Consider the following 24,850-nt stretch of genomic DNA (forward strand, 5'->3'; position numbering starts at 1 on the left):
AAAACAGGAACTGGATCACACGCTAAAGGACAGGTCGCCGCGGAAATATCAATGTGACATTAGTGGGGCGATTGTTTAGGATGGCACCCATAAGGTCAATAGTTTGGCATAAAGTTAATAGCGAAAGAATCTAGCCAAAATATTGACGAATAGACGCGTCAAACTTGTTTCGCAAATTTTTAAAGTACGTCCAGACTGAATCGGCGCCCATGCCATCAGGTCCATGGAAGTCAACTGAACGTGACACCCCGGAGAGTCTTCAATGAGCAGTGTTGTTGCCATCGTCAAAAGCATTGTCGGTCAGGTATTCGTGGTGTCCCCAGAGGGCGTGCGTCGCGTACTCGTTGAAGGCGATCGCCTGTTTGTCGGCGACCAGATCGACACTGGCCTCTCCGGCGCCGTGTCGCTTGAATTGGCCGATGGCCGCACGCTGGACCTGGGCCGCGAAACCCAGTGGAGCGCCAACGCGCCCGACTCCAGCACTGACCTGGCCGAAGCCACCGCGCAGGCTGCGCCGTCGGTAGCAGAACTGCAGCAAGCCATCGCCGCCGGTGTCGACCCGACCACCGCGCTGGATGCCACCGCTGCAGGCCCGAGCGCCGCCGGCACTGGCGGTGCCGCCGGGGGCGGCCACAGTTTCGTGATGCTCGACGCCACCGCTGGCCGCGTTGACCCGACTATTGGCTTCCCGACCGCGGGCATCAACACTGCCGGTCAGGCTGCGCAAAACATCACCGGCGGCCAGACCACCGATACCACCACCAACGCCCTGCGTGAGTCGACCCTGAGCCTCAGCGCCACGCCGACCATCACCGAAGCCGGCGGCGTGCTGGTGTATACCGCGACCCTGACCCAGGCGCCGCTGACCGACCTGACCATCACCCTGTCCAACGGCGCGGTGATTGTGATTACAGCCGGCTCCACCACTGGCACGGTCAACGTGCCGCTGGCGCCGAACGACACTGTTTATAACGACCCGACCCAGATCGACGTGACCGTCACCGGCACCACCGGCGGCAATGGCATCACCGTGACGCCGCCGACCACCCCGGCCACGACGCAGGTCACCGACACCATCGACACCACCACCGTCACCCTGACGGCCGGGCCGAGTGTCACCGAAGGCGGGCAGATCACTTACACCGCGACCCTGACCAACCCGGCGCAAACCCCGGTGACCGTCACCCTGTCGAACGGTTCGACCATCACCATCGGCGCCGGCCAGACCAGCGGCACCGTCAACGTGCCGACCCCGGCCAACGACGTCTATAACAACGGCAGCACCGTTACCACGACCATTACCGGTGCCAGCGGCGGCAACTTCGAAAACCTGGTGCCGAACCCGACGCCGGCAGTGACCACCATCACCGATTCGATCGACACCACCACGGTCACACTGACCGCTGGCTCGACCGTCACCGAAGGCGGTCAGATCACTTACACCGCGACCCTGACCAACCCGGCGCAGACGCCGGTGACCGTCACTCTGTCGAACGGCTCGACCATTACCATCGAAGCTGGCCAGACCACTGGCGTCGTCAACGTGCCGACGGCGGCCAATGACGTCTACAACAACGGCAGCACCGTCAGCACTACGATTACCGGTACCACCGGTGGCAACTTTGAAAACCTGGTGCCGAACCCGACGCCAGCAGTGACCACCATTACTGATTCAGTCGACACTACCAACGTCAGCCTCACCGCCACTGGCACCGTTGTTGAAGGTGGTCAGATCACCTACACCGCGACCCTGACCAACGCCGCGCAAACGCCGGTGACGATCACCCTGTCGAACGGTTCGACCATCACGATTGAAGCCGGCAAAACCACCGGCACCGTCAACGTGCCGACAGCGGCCAACGACGTCTACAACAATGGCAGCACGGTCAGCACCACGATTACCGGCGCAACCGGTGGCAACTTCGAAAATCTGGTGCCGAACACCACGCCAGCGACCACCACCATTACCGATTCGATCGACACCACCAATCTGTCGTTGTCAGCGACCGGCAGCGTTGCTGAAGGCGGCTCGATCGTTTACACCGCAACCCTGACCAATCCGGCCGGCACGCCAGTCACCGTGACCCTGAGCAACGGCTCGGTGATCACCATCGACGCTGGCAAAACCACTGGCACCGTGACCGTTCCGGCGCCTGCGGACGATGTCTATAAAGACGCCGGCAAAGTCGAAGTCACCATCAAGGATGCCACTGGCGGCAACTTCGAAAACCTGGTGCCGAGCACTGTCCCGGCCGTGACCGAAGTGACCGACACCCTCGACACCTCGACCGTGAAGCTGACGGCCGACACCTCTGTCGCTGAAGGTGGCACCGTCACTTACACCGCTACCGTTGGCGCGCCGGTCACCGGCTCGCCAGTCGTGGTGACCTTGGCCAACGGCCAGAGCATTACAATTGAAGTCGGCAAAACCACCGGCACTGTGACCACCACCGCGCCGAATGACGCGTTGACCGGCAATGCGCCGCTGACCAACTCGATCACTGGCGTTACCGGCGGTAATTACGAAGATTTGGTTGCCGACAAAACCCCGGTATCGACTACCGTGACTGACGTCACCGACACCACCAACCTGTCGCTGAGCGCCACCGGTTCTGTGGCTGAGGGTGGCCAGATCACTTACACCGCGACCCTGACCAATGCAGCCGGTTCGCCTGTCACTGTGACCCTGAGCAACGGCTCGGTGATCACCATCGAAGCCGGCAAAACCACTGGCACCGTGACCGTTGCGGCGCCTGCCGATGACGTCTATAAAGACGCCGGCAAAGTCGAAGTCACGATCAAGGATGCCACTGGCGGCAACTTCGAGAACCTGGTGCCAAGCACCGTTCCAGCCGTCACCGACGTGACCGATACCGTCGACACGACCACGGTCAAACTGACCGCCACCGAGTCGGCGGCTGAAGGTGGCACTGTCACCTACACCGCCACGGTCGGCGCGCCAGTCACCGGTTCGCCAGTGATCGTGACTCTGGCCAACGGCCAGAACATCACCATCGAAGTGGGTAAAACCACCGGCACTGTGACCACCACTGCACCGAATGATGCGTTGACCGGCCACGCGCCGATCACCAACGCGATCACTGGCGTGAGCGGCGGCAACTACGAAGACCTCGTTGCCGATAAAACCCCGGTCAGCACCACGGTCACCGACACCACTGACACCACCGACCTGACGCTGAGCGCGACAGGGACCGTGGCTGAAGGCGGCCAGATCACTTACACCGCGACCCTGACCAACGCTGCTGGCTCGCCAGTCACGGTGACCCTGTCGAACGGTTCGGTGATCACCATCGAGGCCGGTAAAACCACCGGCACCGTGACCGTCGCTGCACCGGCCGATGACGTCTACAAAGACGCCGGCAAGGTCGAAGTCACGATCAAGGATGCGACCGGCGGCAACTTCGAGAATCTGGTTACAAGCACCGTTCCAGCCGTCACCGACGTCACTGACACCCTCGACACCTCGACGGTCAAACTGACCGCCACCGAGACTGCTGCTGAAAGTGGCACCGTCACTTACACCGCTACCGTGGGTGCGCCAGTCACCGGTTCGCCCGTTGTCGTGACTTTGGCCAATGGTCAAAACATCACCATCGAAGTGGGTAAAACCACCGGCACCGTGACCACCACTGCGCCAAACGATGCGCTGAACGGCCATGCACCGCTGACTAACTCGATCACCGTCGTTTCCGGCGGCAACTACGAAAACCTCGTTGCCGACAAAACCCCGGTATCGACCACCATTACTGACGTCACTGACACCACAAACCTGACGCTCAGCGCCACCGGCACTGTGGCCGAGGGCGGCTCCATCGTTTACACCGCGACCCTGACCAACCCGGCCGGGACCCCGGTGACCGTGACTCTGAGCAACGGCTCGGTGATCACCATCGAAGCGGGCAAAACCACGGGCACCGTGACCGTCGCTGCGCCTGCCGATGACGTCTACAAAGACGCCGGCAAAGTCGAAGTGACCATCAAGGACGCCACCGGCGGCAACTTCGAAAACCTGGTGCCAAGCACCGTTCCGGCCGTCACCGACGTGACCGATACCATCGACACCTCGACGGTGAAACTGACCGCCACCGAGACTGCCGCTGAAGGTGGCACCGTCACCTACACCGCCACCGTCGGCGCGCCAGTCACCGGTTCGCCAGTTGTCGTGACGTTGGCCAACGGTCAGAACATCACCATCGAAGTCGGCAAAACCACCGGCACCGTGACCACCACTGCACCGAACGATGTGCTGGCCGGCCATGCACCGCTGACCAACTCGATCACCAACGTCAGCGGCGGTAACTACGAAAATCTGGTCGCCGACAAAACCCCGGTCAGCACCAGCGTGACCGACACTGTCGACACCACCACCGTTTCGCTGACCGCCACTGGCAACGTCAACGAAGGCGGCTCGATCGTCTACACCGCGACCCTGACCAACCCGGCCGGCACCCCGGTGACCGTGACCCTGAGCAACGGTTCGACCATCACCATCGACGCCGGCAAGACCACAGGCACCGTGACCGTCGCAGCCCCTGCCGATGACGTCTACAAAGACGCCGGCAAACTCGAAGTGACCATCAAGGAAACCACGGGCGGCAACTTCGAAAACCTGGTGGCCAATCCGACGCCAGCGGTGACCAATGTCGCCGACACCATCAACACCACACACCTGACCCTCAGCGCTGAAAGCTATGTGCTCGAAGGCACGTCGATCACTTACACCGCGACCCTGACCAACGCCGCGCAAACGCCGGTGACCGTCAACCTGAGCAACGGCCAGACCATCACCATCGAAGCCGGCAAGACCAGCGGTTCGGTGACCATCGCCGCGCCGAGCGATGACGTCTACAAAGACGTCAGCAAGCTCACCGTGACCATGACCGATGCCACTGGCGGTAACTTCGAGAAACTCGACGTCAGCAAGACCCCGGTCAGCACCACCGTCAATGACACCATCGACAAAACCACGCTGACCCTGAGCGCCAGCGACACCGTCAGCGAAGGTGGCCAGATCACCTACACCGCGACCCTGAGCAACCCGGCCGGCACCGCCATGACCGTGACCCTGGCCAACGGCGCGGTGATCAATATCGCCGCCGGCGCTACCAGCGGTTCGGTAAACTTCGCTGCACCTGCCAATACTCCGTACATCGACGGCGGCAAGGTACAGACGGCGATTGCCAGCCACAGCGGCGGCAACTTCGAACAGGTCGATGCCAACCGTTCGGCGGTGGTGACCACCGTCACCGACACCGTCGACACCACCAATATCAGCCTCAGCGCCACCGCTTCGGTCGCCGAGGGCGGCTCGATCGTCTACACCGCGAGCCTGACCAACCCGGCTGGCACGGCCATGTCCGTGACCCTGAGCAACGGCGCGGTGATCAACATCGCCAAAGGCGCGACCTCTGGCACCGCCACCATCGCAGCACCGGCCGATGACGTGTACAAGGACGCCGGCAAAGTCGACGCCAGCATCACCAAGACCACCGGCGGCAACTTCGAGAACCTGGTGGTCGACAAGACTCCAGCGGTCACCGACGTCACCGACACCATCGACAACAGCACCGTTTCGCTGACTGCCACCGCCAGCACCACTGAAGGCGGCGTGGTGGTTTACACCGCTTCCGTGACCGCACCGGTCACCGGCGCGCCGGTTGTCGTGACCCTGTCCAACGGCCAGACCATCACCATCCCGGTCGGCGCCAGCAGCGGCAGCGTCAACTTCACCGCACCGAACGATGCCTTGGCCGGCGGCAACACGCTCAGCGTGAAAATCGACGGCACCAGCGGCGGCAACTACGAAAATCTCGTGGCCGATAAAACCCCGGCCGTGACCTCGGTGACCGACACCGTCGACACCACCACCCTGTCGCTGAGCGCGACCGGCACCGTGGCTGAAGGTGGGTCGATCGTTTACACCGCAACCCTGACCAACCCGGCTGGCACTCCAGTCACCGTGACCTTGTCGAACGGTTCGGTGATCACCATCGAAGCGGGCAAAACCACGGGTTCCGTGACCGTTGCGGCCCCGGCCGATGACGTCTACAAGGACGCCGGCAAAGTCGAAGTCACGATCAAGGATGCGACTGGCGGCAACTTCGAAAACCTGGTGCCAAGCACCACGCCAGCCGTTACCGATGTGACGGACACCATCGATACTTCGACCGTGAAACTGACCGCCGACACCACTGTGGCTGAAGGTGGCACTGTCACTTACACCGCGACCGTCGGCGCGCCGGTCACCGGTTCGCCAGTTGTGGTGACCCTGGCCAACGGCCAGAGCATCACCATCGAAGTCGGCAAAACCACCGGCACCGTGACCACCATCGCGCCAAACGACGCGCTGACCGGTCAGGCGTCGCTGGGCAACTCGATCACTGGCGTCAGCGGCGGCAACTACGAGAACCTCGTGGCCGACAAGACACCGGTTTCGACCGGCGTCACGGATACCGTCGACACCACCAACCTGTCGCTCAGCGCCACCAACTCGGTCGCCGAGGGCGGTTCGATCATCTACACCGCGACCCTGACCAATCCGGCAGGCACGCCGGTGACCGTGACTCTGAGCAACGGTTCGGTGATCACCATCGAAGCCGGTAAAACCACTGGCACCGTGACCGTCGCTGCGCCTGCCGATGACGTCTATAAAGACGCCGGCAAAGTCGAAGTGACGATCAAGGACGCTACCGGCGGCAATTTCGAGAATCTGGTGCCAAGCACCGTTCCGGCCGTGACCGACGTCACCGACACCATCGATACTTCGACGATCAAACTGACCGCCACCGAGACTGCTGCTGAAGGTGGCACCGTCACCTACACCGCTACCGTGGGTGCGCCGGTGACCGGTTCGCCTGTCGTGGTGACCCTGGCCAACGGCCAGAGCATCACCATCGAAGTCGGCAAGACCACCGGCACCGTGACCACCACCGCACCGAACGATGCGTTGAACGGCCACACCCCGCTGACCAACGCAATTACTGACGTGAGCGGCGGTAACTACGAGAATCTGGTCGCCGACAAGACGCCGGTTTCGACCACAGTCACTGATACCGTCGACACCACCAACCTGTCGCTGACCGCAACCGGCACCGTGGCGGAAGGCGGTTCGATCGTTTACACCGCGACCCTGACCAATCCGGCCGGTACGCCGGTTACGGTGACCCTGTCGAACGGTTCGGTGATCACCATCGAAGCGGGTAAAACCACCGGCACCGTGACTGTTGCTGCACCCGCCGATGACGTCTACAAAGACGCTGGCAAGGTCGAAGTGAGCATCAAGGACGCCACCGGCGGCAACTTCGAGAACCTTGTTCCGAGCACCACGCCAGCCGTCACTGATGTGACCGACACCATCGACACCTCGACGGTCAAACTGACCGCCACCGAGTCTGCGGCTGAAGGCGGCACCGTCACCTACACCGCCACTGTGGGTGCACCTGTGACCGGTTCGCCAGTTGTCGTGACCCTGGCTAACGGTCAGAACATCACCATCGAAGTGGGTAAAACCACCGGCACCGTGACCACCACCGCGCCGAACGACGCATTGACCGGCCACGCCCCGCTGACCAACTCGATCACCGGCGTTTCCGGCGGCAACTACGAAAACCTCGTCGCCGATAAAACACCGGTCAGCACCACCGTGACCGACACCGTCGACACCACCAACCTGTCGCTCAGCGCCACCGGTTCGGTGAACGAAGGCGGCCAGATCACCTACACCGCGACACTGACCAACGCGGCTGGCTCGCCAGTCACCGTGACCCTGAGCAACGGCTCGGTGATCACCATCGATGCCGGCAAAACCATCGGCACCGTGACCGTCGACGCACCAAAAGATGACGTCTACAAAGACGCCGGCACCGTTGAAGCGACCATCAAAGGCGCGACCGGTGGCGACTTCGAAAATCTGGTCACCAACACTGCTCCGGCCGTCACCACCGTCAACGACACCATCGACACCTCCACCGTGTCGCTGACCGCCACGGCGAACGTCGCCGAAGGCGAAACCGTGGTCTACACCGCAACCGTGACCGCACCCGTGACGGGCTCGCCAGTTGTCGTGACCCTGTCGAACGGCCAGACCATCACCATCGCCGTCGGTGAAACCACCGGCTCGGTGAACTTCGTTGCACCGAACAGCCCATTGGCCGGCGGCAGCTCGCTGAGCGTGACCATCGACGGCGCTACCGGTGGCAACTACGAAAAACTCGCGGTCGATGGCAAGTCTGCCGACACCGCAGTGTCGGACACCACCGACACCACCAACCTGAACCTCACGGCAACCGATTCGGTGGCAGAAGGCGGTTCGATCGTTTACACCGCGACGCTGACCAACCCGGCGGGTACGCCGGTGACCGTGACCCTGAGCAACGGTTCGGTGATCACTATCGAGGCCGGTAAAACCACCGGCAGCGTGACCGTTGCGGCGCCTGCCGATGACGTCTACAAAGACGCCGGCAAAGTCGAAGTCAGCATCAAAGACGCCACCGGCGGCAACTTCGAGAACCTGGTGCCAAGCACCGTGCCGGCCGTGACCAACGTCACCGACACCATCGACACCACCAGCGTCAAACTCACCGCGACCGAGTCAGCGGCTGAAGGCGGCACCGTCACTTACACTGCGACCGTGGGCGCACCAGTCACTGGTTCGCCTGTGGTTGTGACCCTGGCTAACGGTCAGACCATCACCATTGCTGTTGGCCAGACCACCGGCACCGCGACCACCACCGCGCCGAACGATGCATTGACCGGTCATGCGCCGATCACCAATGCGATCACTGAGGTGAGCGGTGGTAACTACGAAAACCTGGTGGCCGACAAGACTCCGGTTTCGACCAATGTCACTGATACCGTCGACACCACCAACCTGACGCTGTCCGCAACTGGCACCGTCGCCGAAGGTGGCTCGATTGTTTACACCGCGACGCTGACCAACGCCGCTGGTTCGCCAGTCACCGTGACCCTGTCGAACGGCGCCGTGATCACCATCGAAGCGGGCAAGACTTCCGGCACCGTGACCGTCGCGGCGCCAGCCGATGACGTCTACAAAGACGCCGGCAAAGTCGAAGCGACGATTTCGACCGCGGCTGGCGGCAACTTCGAAAACCTGGTGCCGAGCACTGTACCGGCCGTGACCCAGGTCACCGACACCATCGACACCACCACCGTCAAACTGACCGCGACCGAGTCTGCCGCTGAAGGTGGCACTGTCACCTACACCGCCACGGTTGGCGCGCCGGTGACCGGTTCGCCGGTTGTGGTGACCCTGGCTAACGGTCAGACCATCACCATCGGTGTTGGCCAGACCACCGGCACCGCGACTACCGCCGCACCGAACGACGCGCTGACCGGTCATGCGCCGTTGACCAATGCGATCACTGAGGTGAGCGGCGGCAACTACGAAAATCTGGTGGCCGACAAGACGCCGGTTTCGACCAGTGTCACCGACACTGTCGACACCACTAACCTGTCGCTGAGCGCCACGGGTTCTGTGGCCGAGGGCGGCTCGATTGTTTACACCGCAACCTTGACCAACGCCGCTGGCTCGCCAGTCACCGTGACCCTGTCGAACGGTGCCGTGATCACCATCGAAGCCGGTAAAACCACGGGCACCGTGTCTGTTCCAGCGCCAGCCGATGACGTCTATAAAGACGCCGGCACCGTGCAGGCGACGATCAGCACCGCCACCGGTGGCAACTTCGAAAACCTGGTGCCGAGCGCTGTACCGGCGGTGACCCAAGTCACCGACACCATCGATACCTCGACCGTGAAACTGACGGCTGATACCTCCGTGGCTGAAGGCGGCACCGTCACCTACACCGCCACTGTCGGCGCGCCAGTGACCGGTTCGCCGGTCGTGGTGACCTTGGCCAACGGTCAGAACATCACCATCGAAGTCGGCAAAACCACCGGCAGCGTGACCTTCACCGCACCGAACGATGCGCTGACCGGTCACGCGCCTGTGACCAACTCGATCACCGGCGTCACTGGCGGCAACTACGAGAACCTCGTGGCCGACAAGACACCGGTTTCGACCAATGTCACTGATACCGTCGACACCACCAACCTGACGCTGTCCGCAACTGGCACCGTGGCCGAAGGCGGCCAGATCACCTACACCGCGACCCTGACCAACGCTGCCGGTTCGCCAGTCACCGTGACCCTGAGCAATGGCTCGGTGATCACCATCGAAGCCGGTAAAACAACCGGCACCGTGACCGTTGCAGCCCCTGCCGATGACGTCTACAAAGACGCCGGCAAAGTCGAAGCGAGCATTTCGACCGCCACCGGTGGCAATTTCGAGAACCTGGTACCGAGCACCGTGCCGGCAGTGACCTACGTCACTGACACCATCGACACCACGACCGTCAAACTGAGCGCCACCGAGTCGGCTGCTGAAGGCGGCACGGTTACCTACACCGCCACTGTCGGCGCGCCTGTAACGGGCTCGCCAGTTGTGGTGACCTTGGCCAACGGCCAGAACATCACCATCGAAGTCGGTAAAACCACCGGTACCGTGACAACCACCGCGCCGAACGATGCGCTGACCGGTCATGCACCGATCAGCAACGCGATCACCGGCGTGACTGGCGGCAACTACGAAAATCTGGTGGCCGACAAGACCCCGGTTGCGACCACCGTCACTGACACGGTCGACACCACCAACCTGTCGCTGTCCGCGACCGGTTCCGTGGCCGAGGGCGGTTCGATCATCTACACCGCGACACTGACCAACGCCGCTGGCTCGCCAGTGACCGTAACCCTGTCGAACGGCGCTGTGATCACCATCGAAGCGGGTAAAACCACGGGCACCGTGTCTGTTCCAGCGCCAGCCGATGACGTCTACAAAGACGCCGGCAAAGTCGAAGCGAGCATTTCGACCGCCACCGGTGGCAATTTCGAGAACCTGGTACCGAGCACCTCGCCGGCCGTGACTAACGTCACTGATACCATCGATACCACCACAGTGAAACTGACCGCGACCGAGTCGGCAGCTGAGGGTGGCACGGTCACCTACACCGCCACTGTTGGTGCAGCCGTCACCGGCTCGCCTGTGGTCGTGACGCTGGCCAACGGTCAGACCATCACCATTGGTATCGGCCAGACCACCGGCACGGCGACCGCCACTGCGCCGAATGACGCATTGACCGGCCACGCTCCGCTGACCAACGCGATCACCAGCGTGACCGGTGGCAACTACGAGAATCTGGTGGCCGACAAGACGCCAGTCAGCACCAACGTGACTGACACCGTCGACACCACCAACCTGTCGCTGAGCGCGACTGGCTCGGTGGCCGAAGGTAGCTCGATCATCTACACCGCGACATTGACCAACGCGGCTGGCTCGCCAGTGACCGTTACCCTGTCGAACGGCGCGGTGATCACCATCGACGCCGGCAAAACCACCGGCACCGTGACCGTTCCAGCTCCGGCAGACGACGTTTACAAAGACGCCGGAACCGTGCAGGCCACGATCAGCAACGCCACTGGTGGCAACTTCGAAAACCTGGTGCCGAGCACGACGCCGGCTATCACCAGCGTCACCGATACCATCGACACCACCACCGTGAAGCTGGCGGCAACGGCAACGGCGGCAGAGGGCGGCAACGTCGTCTACACCGCGACCGTCGGTGCTCCAGTGACTGGCTCACCGGTAGTTGTAACGCTGGCCAACGGTCAGACCATCACCATCGGTGTTGGCCAGACTACCGGCACCGCGACCACCACGGCGCCAAACGATGCATTGACCGGCCACGCACCGCTGACCAACGCGATCACCAACGTCAGCGGCGGCAACTACGAAAACCTTGTTGCCGACAAGACGCCGGTCAGCACCAACGTGACCGACACCGTCGACACCACCAACCTGTCGCTGAGCGCGACTGGCTCGGTCGCTGAAGGCGGCTCGATCGTCTACACCGCGACGCTGACCAACGCCGCTGGCTCGCCAGTGACCGTGACCCTGTCGAACGGCGCCGTGATCACAATCGACGCCGGTAAAACCACCGGCACCGTGACCGTTCCAGCGCCAGCCGATGACGTCTACAAAGACGCCGGCAAAGTCGAAGCGACGATTTCGACCGCGGCTGGCGGCAACTTCGAAAACCTGGTGCCGAGCACTGTTCCGGCCGTGACCGAAGTCACCGATACCATCGACACCTCGACCGTCAAACTGACGGCTGATACGTCGGTCGCTGAAAGCGGCACCGTCACTTACACCGCCACTGTGGGCGCTCCAGTGACCGGTTCACCTGTCGTGGTGACTTTGGCCAACGGTCAGAACATCACCATCGAAATCGGCAAAACCACCGGCACCGTAACCTTCACCGCACCGAACGATGCGCTGACCGGTCACGCGCCTGTGACCAACTCGATCACCGGCGTCACTGGCGGCAACTACGAGAACCTCGTGGCCGATAAGACACCGGTTTCGACCAATGTCACTGATACCGTCGACACCACCAACCTGACGCTGTCCGCAACTGGCACCGTGGCCGAAGGCGGCTCGATCGTTTACACCGCGACATTGACCAACGCCGCAGGCTCGCCTGTGACTGTAACCCTGTCGAACGGCGCCGTAATCACCATCGAAGCCGGCAAAACTACCGGCACCGTGACCGTTGCAGCCCCTGCCGATGACGTCTACAAAGACGCCGGCAAAGTCGAAGCGACCATTTCGACCGCCACCGGTGGCAACTTCGAGAACCTGGTACCGAGCACCGCGCCGGCCGTGACTAACGTCACTGATACCATCGATACCACCACAGTGAAACTGACCGCGACCGAGTCGGCAGCTGAGGGTGGCACGGTCACCTACACCGCCACTGTTGGTGCAGCCGTCACCGGCTCGCCTGTGGTCGTGACGCTGGCCAACGGTCAGACCATCACCATTGGTATCGGCCAGACCACCGGCACGGCGACCGCCACTGCGCCGAATGACGCATTGACCGGCCACGCTCCGCTGACCAACGCGATCACCAGCGTGACCGGTGGCAACTACGAGAATCTGGTGGCCGACAAGACGCCAGTCAGCACCAACGTGACTGACACCGTCGACACCACCAACCTGTCGCTGACCGCTACGGGTTCTGTGGCCGAGGGTGGTTCGATTGTTTACACCGCGACCCTGACCAACGCCGCGGGCTCGCCAGTCACCGTTACCCTGTCGAACGGCGCGGTGATCACCATCGACGCCGGCAAAACCAGCGGCACCGTGACCGTTGCAGCTCCGGCAGACGACGTTTACAAAGACGCGGGCAATGTCCAGGCAACGATCAAAACCGCGACCGGCGGCAACTTCGAAAACCTGGTGCCGAGTACGACTCCGGCTATCACTAGCGTCACCGACACCATCGACACCACCACCGTAAAACTCACTGCAACGACCACTGCGGCAGAAGGCGGCAACGTCGTCTACACAGCAACCGTCGGCGCACCAGTAACCGGTTCGCCAGTCGTGGTGACCCTGTCGAACGGTCAGACCATCACCATTGGTGTTGGCCAGACCACCGGCACCGCGACCACCACCGCACCGAACGATGCGTTGACTGGTCATGCACCGCTGACCAACGCGATCACCAACGTGACCGGTGGCAACTACGAAAACCTCGTGGCCGACAAAACTCCGGTTTCAACCGCCGTCACCGACACCGTCGACACCACCAACCTGTCGCTGTCCGCGACCGGCACCGTGGCTGAAGGCGGCTCGATCGTTTACACCGCGACATTGACCAACGCCGCAGGCTCGCCTGTGACCGTCACCCTGTCGAACGGCGCGGTGATCACCATCGACGCCGGCAAAACCACCGGCACCGTGACCGTTCCAGCTCCGGCAGACGACGTTTACAAAGACGCCGGCAACGTCCAGGCAACGATCAAAACCGCGACCGGCGGCAGCTTCGAAAACCTCGTCACCAGCACTGCGCCAGCCGTGACTAGCGTCACCGACACCATCGACACCACCACGGTGAAACTGACCGCGACCGGGACAACGGCTGAAGGCGGCAACGTCGTCTACACCGCGACCGTCGGTGCTCCAGTGACTGGCTCACCGGTAGTTGTAACGCTGGCCAACGGTCAGACCATCACCATCGGTGTTGGCCAGACTACCGGCACCGCGACCACCACGGCGCCAAACGATGCATTGACCGGCCACGCACCGCTGACCAACGCGATCACCAACGTCAGCGGCGGCAACTACGAAAACCTTGTTGCCGACAAGACGCCGGTCAGCACCAACGTGACCGACACTGTCGACACCACTAACTTGTCGCTGAGCGCGACAGGCTCGGTCGCTGAAGGCGGCTCGATCGTCTACACGGCGACGCTGACCAACGCCGCTGGCTCGCCAGTGACCGTCACCCTGTCGAACGGCGCCGTGATCACCATCGACGCCGGTAAAACCACTGGCACCGTGACGGTCCCGGCCCCGGCTGACGACGTCTACAAAGATGCCGGCACCGTGCAGGCCACAATCAGCAACGCCAGCGGTGGCAATTTCGAAAATCTGGTGCCAAGCACGACTCCGGCTATCACCAGCGTCACCGATACCATCGACACCACCACCGTGAAGCTGGCGGCAACGGCAACGGCGGCAGAGGGCGGCAACGTCGTCTACACCGCAACCGTCGGCGCACCAGTAACCGGTTCGCCAGTCGTGGTGACCCTGGCCAACGGTCAGACCATCACCATCGGTGTTGGCCAGACCACTGGCACCGCGACCACCACGGCGCCAAACGATGCATTGACCGGCCACGCACCGCTGACAAACGCGATCACCAACGTCAGCGGCGGCAACTACGAAAACCTTGTTGCCGACAAGACGCCGGTCAGCACCAACGTGACCGACACCGTCGACACCACCAACCTGTCGCTGAGCGCGACTGGCTCGGTCGCTGAAGGCGGCTCGATCGTCTACACCGCGACGCTGACCAACGCCGCTGGCTCGCCAGTGACCGTCACCCTGTCGAACGGCGCGGTGATCACCATCGATGCCGGCAAAACCACCGGCACCGTCACCGTTGCAGCCCCGGCTGATGACGTTTACAAAGACGCCGGAACCGTGCAGGCCACGATCAGCAACGCCACTGGTGGCAACTTCGAAAACCTGGTGCCGAGCACGACGCCGGCTATCACCAGCGTCACCGATACCATCGACACCACCACCGTGAAGCTGGCGGCAACGGCAACGGCGGCAGAGGGCGGCAACGTCGTCTACACCGCGACCGTCGGCGCACCAGTAACCGGTTCGCCAGTCGTGGTGACCCTGGCCAACGGTCAGACCATCACCATCGGCGTCGGCCAGACTACGGGCACCGCGACCACCACTGCGCCTAACGACGCATTGACTGGCCACGCACCGCTGACCAACTCGATCACCAACGTCACCGGCGGCAACTACGAAAATCTGGTGGCCGACAAAACGCCGGTTTCGACGACCGTCACCGACACCATCGACACCACCAACCTGTCGCTGTCCGCGACCGGCACCGTGGCTGAAGGCGGCTCGATCGTTTACACCGCGACATTGACCAACGCCGCAGGCTCGCCTGTGACCGTGACCCTGTCGAACGGCGCCGTGATCACTATCGACGCCGGCAAAACCACGGGCACCGTCACCGTTCCAGCGCCAGCCGATGACGTCTACAAAGACGCCGGCAACGTCCAGGCAACGATCAAAACCGCGACCGGCGGCAGCTTCGAAAATCTGGTGACCAGCACCGCGCCGGCCGTGACCAGTGTTACCGACACCATCGACACCACCACGGTGAAACTGACCGCCACCGGTACCGCGGCTGAAGGCGGCAACGTCATCTACACCGCCACTGTCGGTGCAGCTGTGACCGGCGCGCCGGTTGTCGTGACCCTGGCCAACGGTCAGACCATCACCATCGACATCGGCAAAACCAGCGGCACGGTCACCACCACCGCGCCGAACGATGCGTTGACTGGGCACGCACCGCTGACCAACTCGATTACCAACGTGACGGGCGGCAACTACGAAAATCTGGTGGCCGACAAGACTCCGGTCAACACCACCGTGACCGACACCGTCGACACCACCAACCTGACGCTGTCCGCGACCGGCACCGTGGCCGAAGGTGGCCAGATCACTTACACCGCAACCCTGAGCAACGCCGCTGGCTCACCAGTCACCGTGACTCTGAGCAACGGCTCGGTGATCACCATCGACGCCGGCAAAACCACTGGCACCGTGACCGTTGCGGCGCCGGCCGACGACGTCTACAAAGACGCCGGCACCGTGCAAGCCACCATCAGCAACGCAACGGGTGGCAGCTTCGAAAACCTGGTGACCAACACCGCGCCAGCCGTGACCAACGTCACCGACACCCTCGATACCACCACCGTCAGCATCACCGGCAGCAGCTCGGTGACCGAAGGCCAGACCGCCAGCTACACGGTCAGCCTGAACCACCCGGCGCAAACCGAAGTGACCCTGAAAATCGTCTACAGCGGCACCGCCGCCGACGGTTCGGACTTCACCGGTGTGTACACCGTGAAAATCCCGGCAGGTGCGAGCAGCGCGCAGTTCAACGTCGCCACCATCGATGACAAGATCACCGAAGGCACCGAGAACTTCGTGGTCAAGATCGATTCAGCCACCGGCGGCAACTTCGAGAACCTCGCGGTCAGCAGCACCAACGGCAGCGTCAGCACCTCGATCATCGACAACGACGCACCGCCGGTCATCGACCTGGATGCCAACAACTCCAGCGGCGCCACCGGTGCCGACTACAAGGTGACCTTCACCGAAAACACTCCGGGCGCGGGTGTGTCGATTGCCGATACCGATATCAAGATCACCGACCCGGACAGCACCATGCTGACTGGCGCCACCGTGGTACTGACCAACCGTCAGGACGGCGATGCGCTAAACCTGGGCAACAGCGTCAACGGCATCACCATCAATGCCAACAGCACCAACGGCACCGTGACCCTGACCTTGTCGGGTAACGCGACGCTGGCCGACTACATGCAGGCCATCAAAAACATCAGCTTCACCAACAGCAGTGAAGACCCGAGCACCGTGCCGCGCATCATCACTGTGACGGTGACTGATGGCGGCAACTACTCCAACACCGCGACCACCACGGTCAACGTGGTGGCGATCAACGATGCTCCGGTTGCTGCACCGGTCAACGTCACCGGCACTGAAGACACACCACTGATCCTCGGTTGGTCGACCTTCGGTGTAACTGACGTCGACAGTCCGGCCAGCAGCCTCGGGGTGAAAATCACCCAGCTGCCGGACGAAGGCAAACTGCAGTACCTCGACGGCTCGACCTGGAAAGACGTCGCCAACAACCAGACCTTCAGCAAGGCTGACATCGACGCGGGCAAGCTGCGCTTCCTGCCGGACGCCAACGAGTCGGGCGTCAACGGTTACGGCGGCACCGGCCTGGGCAACAACCAGGCGGACTACGCACAGATCAAATTCCAGCCAACCGACGGCCAACTGCTGGGCAACACCGGCATTGTGAAGATCGACATCACGCCGGTGGCAGATGCGCCGACCGTGAGCGTCGCCGACAACAGCGTGAAGTCCACCGGGCTGATCAAGGAAGTCTGGACCGGTCTGTCGGGTCTGGGCACCAACGGCAATGGCGCGGATTCGACCACGTTGAAAAACGTCATCGACGGCGCCGGCACACCGAACACCAGCACTAACGTCAACAACGTGCAGTCTGACGGCAGCGTGACCGCCGGTACGGCGTCGAAGACTTCCGGCCTGATCTATCTGGAAGCCGGCAAGACTTACACCTTCAGCGGCATCGGCGATGACAGCCTGTTGGTCACCATCGGTGGCAAGAGCGTGGCATCGACCACGTGGGGCGCGGGCGGCAACCTCAACGGTTCGTTCACCCCGACCACCAGCGGCTACTACACCCTGGACATCTACCACCATAACCAGAGCGGCCCGGGCAGCTACGACGTCAACCTGTCGGTCAACGGCAGCACACCGATCGACCTGAGCAGCACCGGCGTGCCGATCTACACCGGCGTGCAGGATCTGATCAATTCGGGCGTGACCGTCTCCGATCTGCACGGCAGCAGCGGCGAAGGCTATTACGACGGCTACAAGCTCAACACCGGCGCCGAAGGCACCACGGTGAAACTGTCGGCAATCACCACCGCGCTGACGGACACCGACGGCTCGGAAACCCTGAGCGTGAAGATCAGCGGCGCGCCAGTCGGCTCGGTGCTCAGCGATGGCGCGGGTCACACCTTCACCGTCACCGCCAGCAGCGGCGACGCCAACGTCACCGGCTGGAACCTCGGCAGCCTGACCGTAACGCCACCGCCGTACTACAACGGCCAGTTCAACCTGACCGTGACCTCGACCTCCACCGAAATGGTCGGCGGTTCGGCCAGCAGCACCGCGACCATTCCGGTCACCGTGGTGCCGGCGGTCTACAACGCCATCGTCGCGACTTCGGGTGACGACACCTTCAGCGGCACCGATGGCAACGACATCATGGTCGCCGACATCGGTGGTCTGACCGTGGTCCCGGGCACCAACTACAACATCGCGTTCATGGTCGACAGCTCCGGCAGTATGAGCAGCTCGTCGATCAATGCGGCCAAGGACTCGCTGACCTCGGTGTTCAACACCCTGAAACAGAGCCTGGGCGGCAGCAACTCGGGCACGGTGAACATCTTCCTGGTGGACTTCGATACCCAGGTCAACAAATCGGTGTCGGTGAACCTCAACGACCCGAACGCGCTGACGCAGCTCAAAGCGGTACTGGACTCGATGGCTTCCGGCGGCGGCACCAACTACGAGGACGTGTTCAAGACTACGGCCAACTGGTTCCAGAGCACAGAAGCTGTGGCCAACACCGGGGCGAAGAACCTCACGTACTTCATCACCGACGGCCAGCCGACCTACTACCAGAGCGGCGAGCAGACCAACCCGACGCTGTACGGCAGCGTGAAGTTCGACAGCGTGGTGACGACCAGCAACTACAAGCTGGGCGACACCTTCAGCACCTATATCGACAACACGCATTACCTGAGCATCAACGCCAGCGGTTTTGCCCAGTTGCAGACCTACACGGCCCGTTATGGCTGGAGTACCACCAATCTGGGCACCGTTCACGCGCAGGGCGACGGCACTTACGAGTTGTCGAGTCTGGCCGGTAGCGGCAGCAGCACCACTTCGACCACCACCGACAACTCGACCAGCAGCTTCGCGCTGTTGAGCGGTCTGTCGAACGTCGAGGCCATCGGCCTGAACAGCGGCGTAAGCCTCAACGATCTGAAGCCGTACGATTCGGATAAAACGCCGCAAACCAACATCGATCCGAAGGATCTGGCCAACTCGATCATCGGCCACACCGAAGCGACGCTGCCGGGCAACGACACCGTCAGCGGTGGCGACGGCAACGACATCCTGTTCGGCGATCTGGTCAGCTTCAACGGTATTGCCGGTGAGGGTTATCAGGCGATGCAGGCGTTCGTTGCCAAGGAAACCGGGGTTGACGTCAGCAAAGTCACCACCAGTAACGTGCACCAGTACATCACCGAGCACTATCAGGCGTTCGATGTGTCCGGCGCGCATGACGGTAACGACACGCTGTTGGGTGGCGCGGGCAATGACATCCTGTTCGGCTCGGGCGGCAACGACTTGCTCGATGGCGGCAAAGGCAATGACATCCTGCTCGGCGGCACCGGCAACGACACGCTGATCGGCGGTCAGGGCAACGACATCCTCATCGGCGGTTCGGGTGCCGACACCTTCGTCTGGAAGGCGGGCGACACCGGCAACGACGTGATCAAGGACTTCAAGGCCGCCGACGGTGACCGTATCGATCTGCGCGATTTGCTGCAGGGCGAGACCGGTAGCACCATCGACAACTTCCTGAAGATCACCACGGTCGACGGCACGTCGTCGCTGCAAGTCAGCTCGGCGGGCAAGTTCAACTCGGGCGACGCCGCTGCGGCCACCCCGGATGTGACGATCAAACTGGAAGGCAACAACTGGTCGAGCGCCAACATTCACAACCTGATTGCCGGCAGCGACCCGACCATCAAAGTCGACCACAACAACAGCTGATACGTGAACAAAACGGCCGCCCCAATGGGGCGGCCGTCACGTTTGTGCTGACCGGACCGGTGACGATCGCGTCGCCGCACCGCATACTCGCGCGCAGTTGGCTATGCTGCTGACAGCATGACGCTGGTTCATTTCTGAGGGATGCTCAATGTTTTACGTGCAACGCGATGCGCAAGGTCTGTTGATTCGCGTGGAAGCCGCGGCCTACGCCGAGGCCACGGAAACGCTGCCGGCCGACAGCCATGAAATCCAGGCCTGGTTCGCCAACGAAGTGGTGGAAACCAGCCTGAAACAGCTCAAACAGAGCGACTTCGAAATGATTCGGGTACTCGACGACCTGATTCAGGTACTGACCCAGAAAGGTGTGATCCGTGTCACCGATCTGCCACCGGCGGCCCAGGCCAAACTGATGGACCGGACCCAGGCGCGTGAGGCGTTGGGTGGGTTGAGTCAGTTGATCGATGAAGATGAGGGCGGGTTGATCTGATCCGCTCAGAATCAAAAGCCTGCCCTCACCCCAGCCCTCTCCCTCCGGGAGAGGGGGCCGACCGAGGTGTCTGGCGTCAGACATCGACCTGAGAAACCGGGTCGATTATGGATTTAAAACAAATCGCTCACGTCGGCGTACTTCCCGAACATCCCCCAATCAGTCCCCTCTCCCTCTGGGCGGTCCGACGTTTCGGGAGGGCTAGGGTGAGGGTTGCTTTTGCAATGACTCACCGCCAAGGCTTCGGCTCACCCAACAACTGCCCCTGAACCCCATACAACCCCATCTCGCGAATCACCGACAACTCGCCTTCCGTCTCGACCCGCTCGGCAATCAGCGGCAGATCAATACTGTGCGCCGCACGCTGGATCGCCTCGATGAACAAGCGCTTGTCACTCTCCTGATCGATCGCTCGAATGTAACTGCCATCGATCTTCAAATACGCCAGCCCCAGCCGCGCCAGGTTGCCGATCATACTGAAGCGCCCACCAAAGCGTTGCAGGCTCAGCGAGAAACCGAGTTCCCGCAGACGCCGGGTCAACTGCTCCAGCACCGCTTGTTCGGGCAATTGCTCCTCACCAATCTCCAGGGTCAGCCGCGCGCCCAGGTTGGAATGTGCGCGCAGAATCTCGAAGACTCTGTTCAACGCCTGCGGGTCGGCGAGGGTCGCCGAGGACAGGTTCAGCGCCAGCGATTCCTCATGCGCCTTCATCTGCTCCAGCACGCGCTCGAGCATCAGGCGATCCAGTCGAGCGGTCCAGCCGAAGCGCTCCAGCCACGGCAGAAAGCGCCCGGCCGGAATGGTCTGGCCCTGATCATCGAGCAAGCGCGAGAGCACTTTGTAATGCAGCACCAGCTGCGTGTCGGCGGCGGCGACCACCGGCTGGAAATACAGCTCGAAACGCTGCTGACTCAAGGCCTGATCGAGCAAGCGGTGCCAGGCGTGGTGATCGTCGCCGACATCCGCCGTCAGACTCTGATCGATGCATGCCCAGTTCTGCTCGCCCTGCCCTTCGGCTTGCGCCAGCGCCTGATCGCCAAGCGTCAGTACCTGTTGCGGTGAATCGCCGTGGGTGAATGGCGCCAGGCCGATCGATGCCACGGCAGCCACGTCGGTCGCACCGGTGGCGTGCAGACTGCTCAAGGCATTGTCGAGATTCTGCGCCAGTTGCAGCGCTTCCTCGCGGACCAGTCCCGGCGCCAGTACGGCGAATTCACCGCCACGAATCCGCGTGACAAGGTTCTGGGTTTCCGGGTACTTGGCGCATTCGCGGGACAATTGTTCGCCGACTGCTTTCAACAATTCATCGGTGCGCTGACCACCGAGACGCTGGTTGAGCCCGGCCAGATCCTTGACCCGCAACAGCAGCAGATAACCGGAACTGGCCTGCTCCGGGTTGCTCACCCGATTGTTCAACTGCATTTCGAAATAACGGCGGTTTGCCAATCCGGTGAGATTGTCCTGATAGGATTCGGCGCGCAGTTTTTCACTGCGCTCGGCCTGCTCCTGGAATAGCGCCTTGAGCTTTTCGACCATCTGGTTCATCGCCTGCACCACGCGACGCAACTCAGGCGTGCGCGGCAGATCCGGCAGGCTGAGGAATTCACGACGGGCAATGGCGTGGGATTGCTTGACCATGTAATCCAGCGGCTTCAATTGCCGGCGCAGGAGCAGCGCGCCGAGCACGGCACTGATTGCACCGCAGATCAGCAGCCAGCCGAGGCTGCCCAATGCGCTCTGCCACAGTTTGGCCACGGCAAACATCGGATGGCTGACCACCTCGACCCGCGCCGCCTGCTCCCAGCCACGGCTGACCAGCGCATCGCCACCGGCCGGTTCCAGGCCGATCAGATTGACGAACCACTGCGGCACGTTGCTCACCACCGGACTGCCGCTGCGCTCGACAATGGTCTTATCGGTCTTCAGATCGACCACGCGGATGCTCGCGTAATAACCGCTGTCGAAGATCGAGCTGACCAGCAACTCGACCATCGCCGGGTCATCGATATTCGGTGTCAGCGACAAGGCCAGCGCCGTTGCGGCGTCCTGCGCATGCGAACGCAACTGGTTGACGTACTGGGTGCGCGAGCTTTCCAGACTGACCATGAAGCTGCCAGTGAAGGCGACCACCAGGAACAGACAGATAGCGATCAACAGCTGTTTGAACAAAGACATCTGAGCGCGTGCTCCTAGTTAGTCGTCTCGACCGGGAAACCTTCGGCCTGCATTTTCTTCAAGACATCCTGCCAACGCGACAGGCGTTTGGTATCACCGACCTTTTTGTTGCCCTTGGCGCCCGGCAGGTACAACCCTTCAGCATTGAAAGAGTAGACCGGCAGCAAATCGGTTCGCTGCGACGCCGGCTGGATCGGGTCGATCAGGCTGTCGAGCACCAACGGCATGGCATCGGGGGTGGCATAGTAAGTCAGGACCATGTGCGCGCGGTTCTGGCGCAACGCTTTGACATAGGTGATGCGCAGCTTGTCACTGGAAACCCCGAGGTGGCGCAGGCTGAAATACTTGGCGATCGCATAGTCTTCGCAGTCGCCGGCGCCTTTCCATAAGGCTTCGATCGGTGTTTCCCAATAGTCGACCTCGTGCCACAGATCGATGTCCTCGACGTAGCGCACCTGTTTGTTGAAGAACAAGTTCACCACTTTGAGCTTTTCCATCTCGCTGACCTGCTTCTGCGTGGCCAGCAGATTCTGCCAGGCATCAATGCGCTGCTGCCCGGCACCCAGTGGTCCGTAAAGTGCCGTGGCTTTGCGGCTGATCGTGGAAAAATCCCAATCGGCATGCAGACCGCCCAGCATGACGCCGGCCAGCAGCAGTGCGCAGCCTAGCCAGCGCAGTGTCCGGGGGATCGCGAAACGTACCGCCACAGCAGGTTTCCGGGGGCAGGAAGGAAAGCGTTTGATGGTGAAGCTTAGCCGGCGAAAAAACAATGGCACCATGAGATCATCGCCGGCGCGCTAGACTTCAGTTGCCAGCGCATTGTTTTACAAGGTTTGACAACCTGTAGAGCAATCACTAGTGTCATTTGGATCCAAATCAGGCCGACATACAGGGTGCGTAGTCGTGACACAGAAGCCCAAACCGCTGCACAGCATTAAAGTCGATGGACCGATTCCTGCGCATCTGGCCCGGTCGGTGATCGAAGAAACCCTGCGCTCGGCAATTCTCGATGGGCGTCTGCCCTGCGGCACTGCCTTGCGCCAGCAGGATCTGGCCGATTTGTTCGGCGTCAGCCGCATGCCGGTGCGCGAAGCCCTGCGCCAGCTCGAAGCCCAGGAGCTGCTCAGCGTTACTGCGCACAAAGGCGCAGTGGTTGCCCCGCTGATTCAAGGCGATGCCACGCAAACCTACGAACTGCGCATCTTGCTCGAATCCGAAGCCATGCGGCAGTCGATTCCGCTGCTGACGGCTGCCGATCACGCCCTCGCGGCCGGTTACATCGAAGAACTGGAGACGCAGCACGATTACACGGAAATCGGCCGGCTCAACCGTTTGTTCCACATGGCCCTGTACAGCAAGGCGCCCAATAAACGCTTGCTGCGCCTGGTCGAAGACGGCCTCAACGAAGAAGAGCGTTTCCTGCGCTTCAACCTCGAGGCCATGGGCCTGGGCAAATTGTCCCAGGACGATCACCGGGCGATGCTGCAAGCCGTCCGCGACCGTGATATTGAACTGTCAATCAAACTCCTTGAGCAGCACCTCAATCGCGGTGTCGACGTGATTACCCGCTATCTCGCCACCCCCGCCGCACAAAGCCGCAAAGCCGCGCGCTGAACGCGCGCCTCCCGCGAATCACCCGCTTACAAATCCCCTTCGCGATCGGCCCGACCTCGGGTGGGCGGATCCGCGTGCCCGCTCTAACCTCCTGCGCGCCACCCAGCCCGATATTTGCACCTAGCCAATGAAGAATCGGTCATAGCCGTGGCGGTCATTTACCCGCACTCTTGAACGGCCAACCCCATAAAGAACGGGCGACGCGTCGCACTGACGGCGCAGTCCCCGCACCAGGAACCTACGGAAGGAGCCTTGCCACGGGAAAAAGGAAGTCATGGCGCGGGGTCACGGCCAACTTCCGCCCCTTTTAAATCATTCAATTCTTATTACTGGAAAGTTGCTTCGAGTGAGGCATTCACTCTTGTCGATCAATTTTGGCCGTTATTCGCCGAAAGGAGCAACTACGCCCAAATAAAACTTTACTCAGAAGTTTTATCGGAACAACTCAACTTCAAAAAACAGCAAACTTAAA

5 protein-coding genes are annotated in these 24,850 nt (G+C 61.9%); 3 read left to right on the top strand and 2 right to left on the bottom strand.

What is annotated here, in order from left to right; translation table 11 throughout:
* Positions 1 to 262: 262 nt before the first annotated feature.
* Both ACIF4X_RS03380 and ACIF4X_RS03385 read left to right on the top strand, forming a co-directional pair.
* Positions 263 to 20,101: an immunoglobulin-like domain-containing protein gene (locus ACIF4X_RS03380; RefSeq protein WP_397480915.1), complete on the top strand. Its 19,839-nt coding sequence runs from the start codon at positions 263 to 265 to the stop codon at positions 20,099 to 20,101.
* A 148-nt stretch (positions 20,102 to 20,249) separates the two neighbouring features.
* Positions 20,250 to 20,588: a hypothetical protein gene (locus ACIF4X_RS03385; protein WP_007918987.1), complete on the top strand. Its 339-nt coding sequence runs from the start codon at positions 20,250 to 20,252 to the stop codon at positions 20,586 to 20,588.
* A 229-nt stretch (positions 20,589 to 20,817) separates the two neighbouring features.
* Here ACIF4X_RS03385 and lapD read toward each other — a convergent pair whose 3' ends face one another.
* Positions 20,818 to 22,764 carry a cyclic di-GMP receptor LapD gene (gene lapD / locus ACIF4X_RS03390; RefSeq protein ID WP_397480916.1) on the bottom strand — a complete coding sequence of 649 codons (1,947 nt, stop codon included), beginning with the start codon at positions 22,762 to 22,764 and terminating at the stop codon, positions 20,818 to 20,820.
* A 14-nt stretch (positions 22,765 to 22,778) separates the two neighbouring features.
* A complete protein-coding gene (lapG, locus tag ACIF4X_RS03395; RefSeq protein WP_095113878.1) occupies positions 22,779 to 23,471 on the bottom strand; it encodes a cysteine protease LapG in 693 nt (230 codons plus the stop codon).
* Between the two features lie 196 nt (positions 23,472 to 23,667).
* On the opposite strand from lapG, the gene ACIF4X_RS03400 reads away from it, so the two are divergent.
* Positions 23,668 to 24,378 (top strand): GntR family transcriptional regulator, encoded by a 711-nt coding sequence (locus ACIF4X_RS03400; RefSeq protein WP_397480917.1) that lies wholly within the window; start codon positions 23,668 to 23,670, stop codon positions 24,376 to 24,378.
* The last annotated feature ends 472 nt before the right edge of the window (positions 24,379 to 24,850 follow it).

The sequence above is a fragment of the Pseudomonas sp. NPDC085632 genome (assembly GCF_044541255.1).
GTDB lineage: Bacteria > Pseudomonadota > Gammaproteobacteria > Pseudomonadales > Pseudomonadaceae > Aquipseudomonas.

Excerpts from the sequence above, each read along its gene's own strand:
- ACIF4X_RS03385 (WP_007918987.1), top strand. The coding sequence starts at position 20,250 with ATGTTTTACGTGCAACGCGATGCGCAAGGTCTGTTGATTCGCGTGGAA.
- lapD (WP_397480916.1), bottom strand. The coding sequence starts at position 22,764 with ATGTCTTTGTTCAAACAGCTGTTGATCGCTATCTGTCTGTTCCTGGTG.
- ACIF4X_RS03380 (WP_397480915.1), top strand. The coding sequence starts at position 263 with ATGAGCAGTGTTGTTGCCATCGTCAAAAGCATTGTCGGTCAGGTATTC.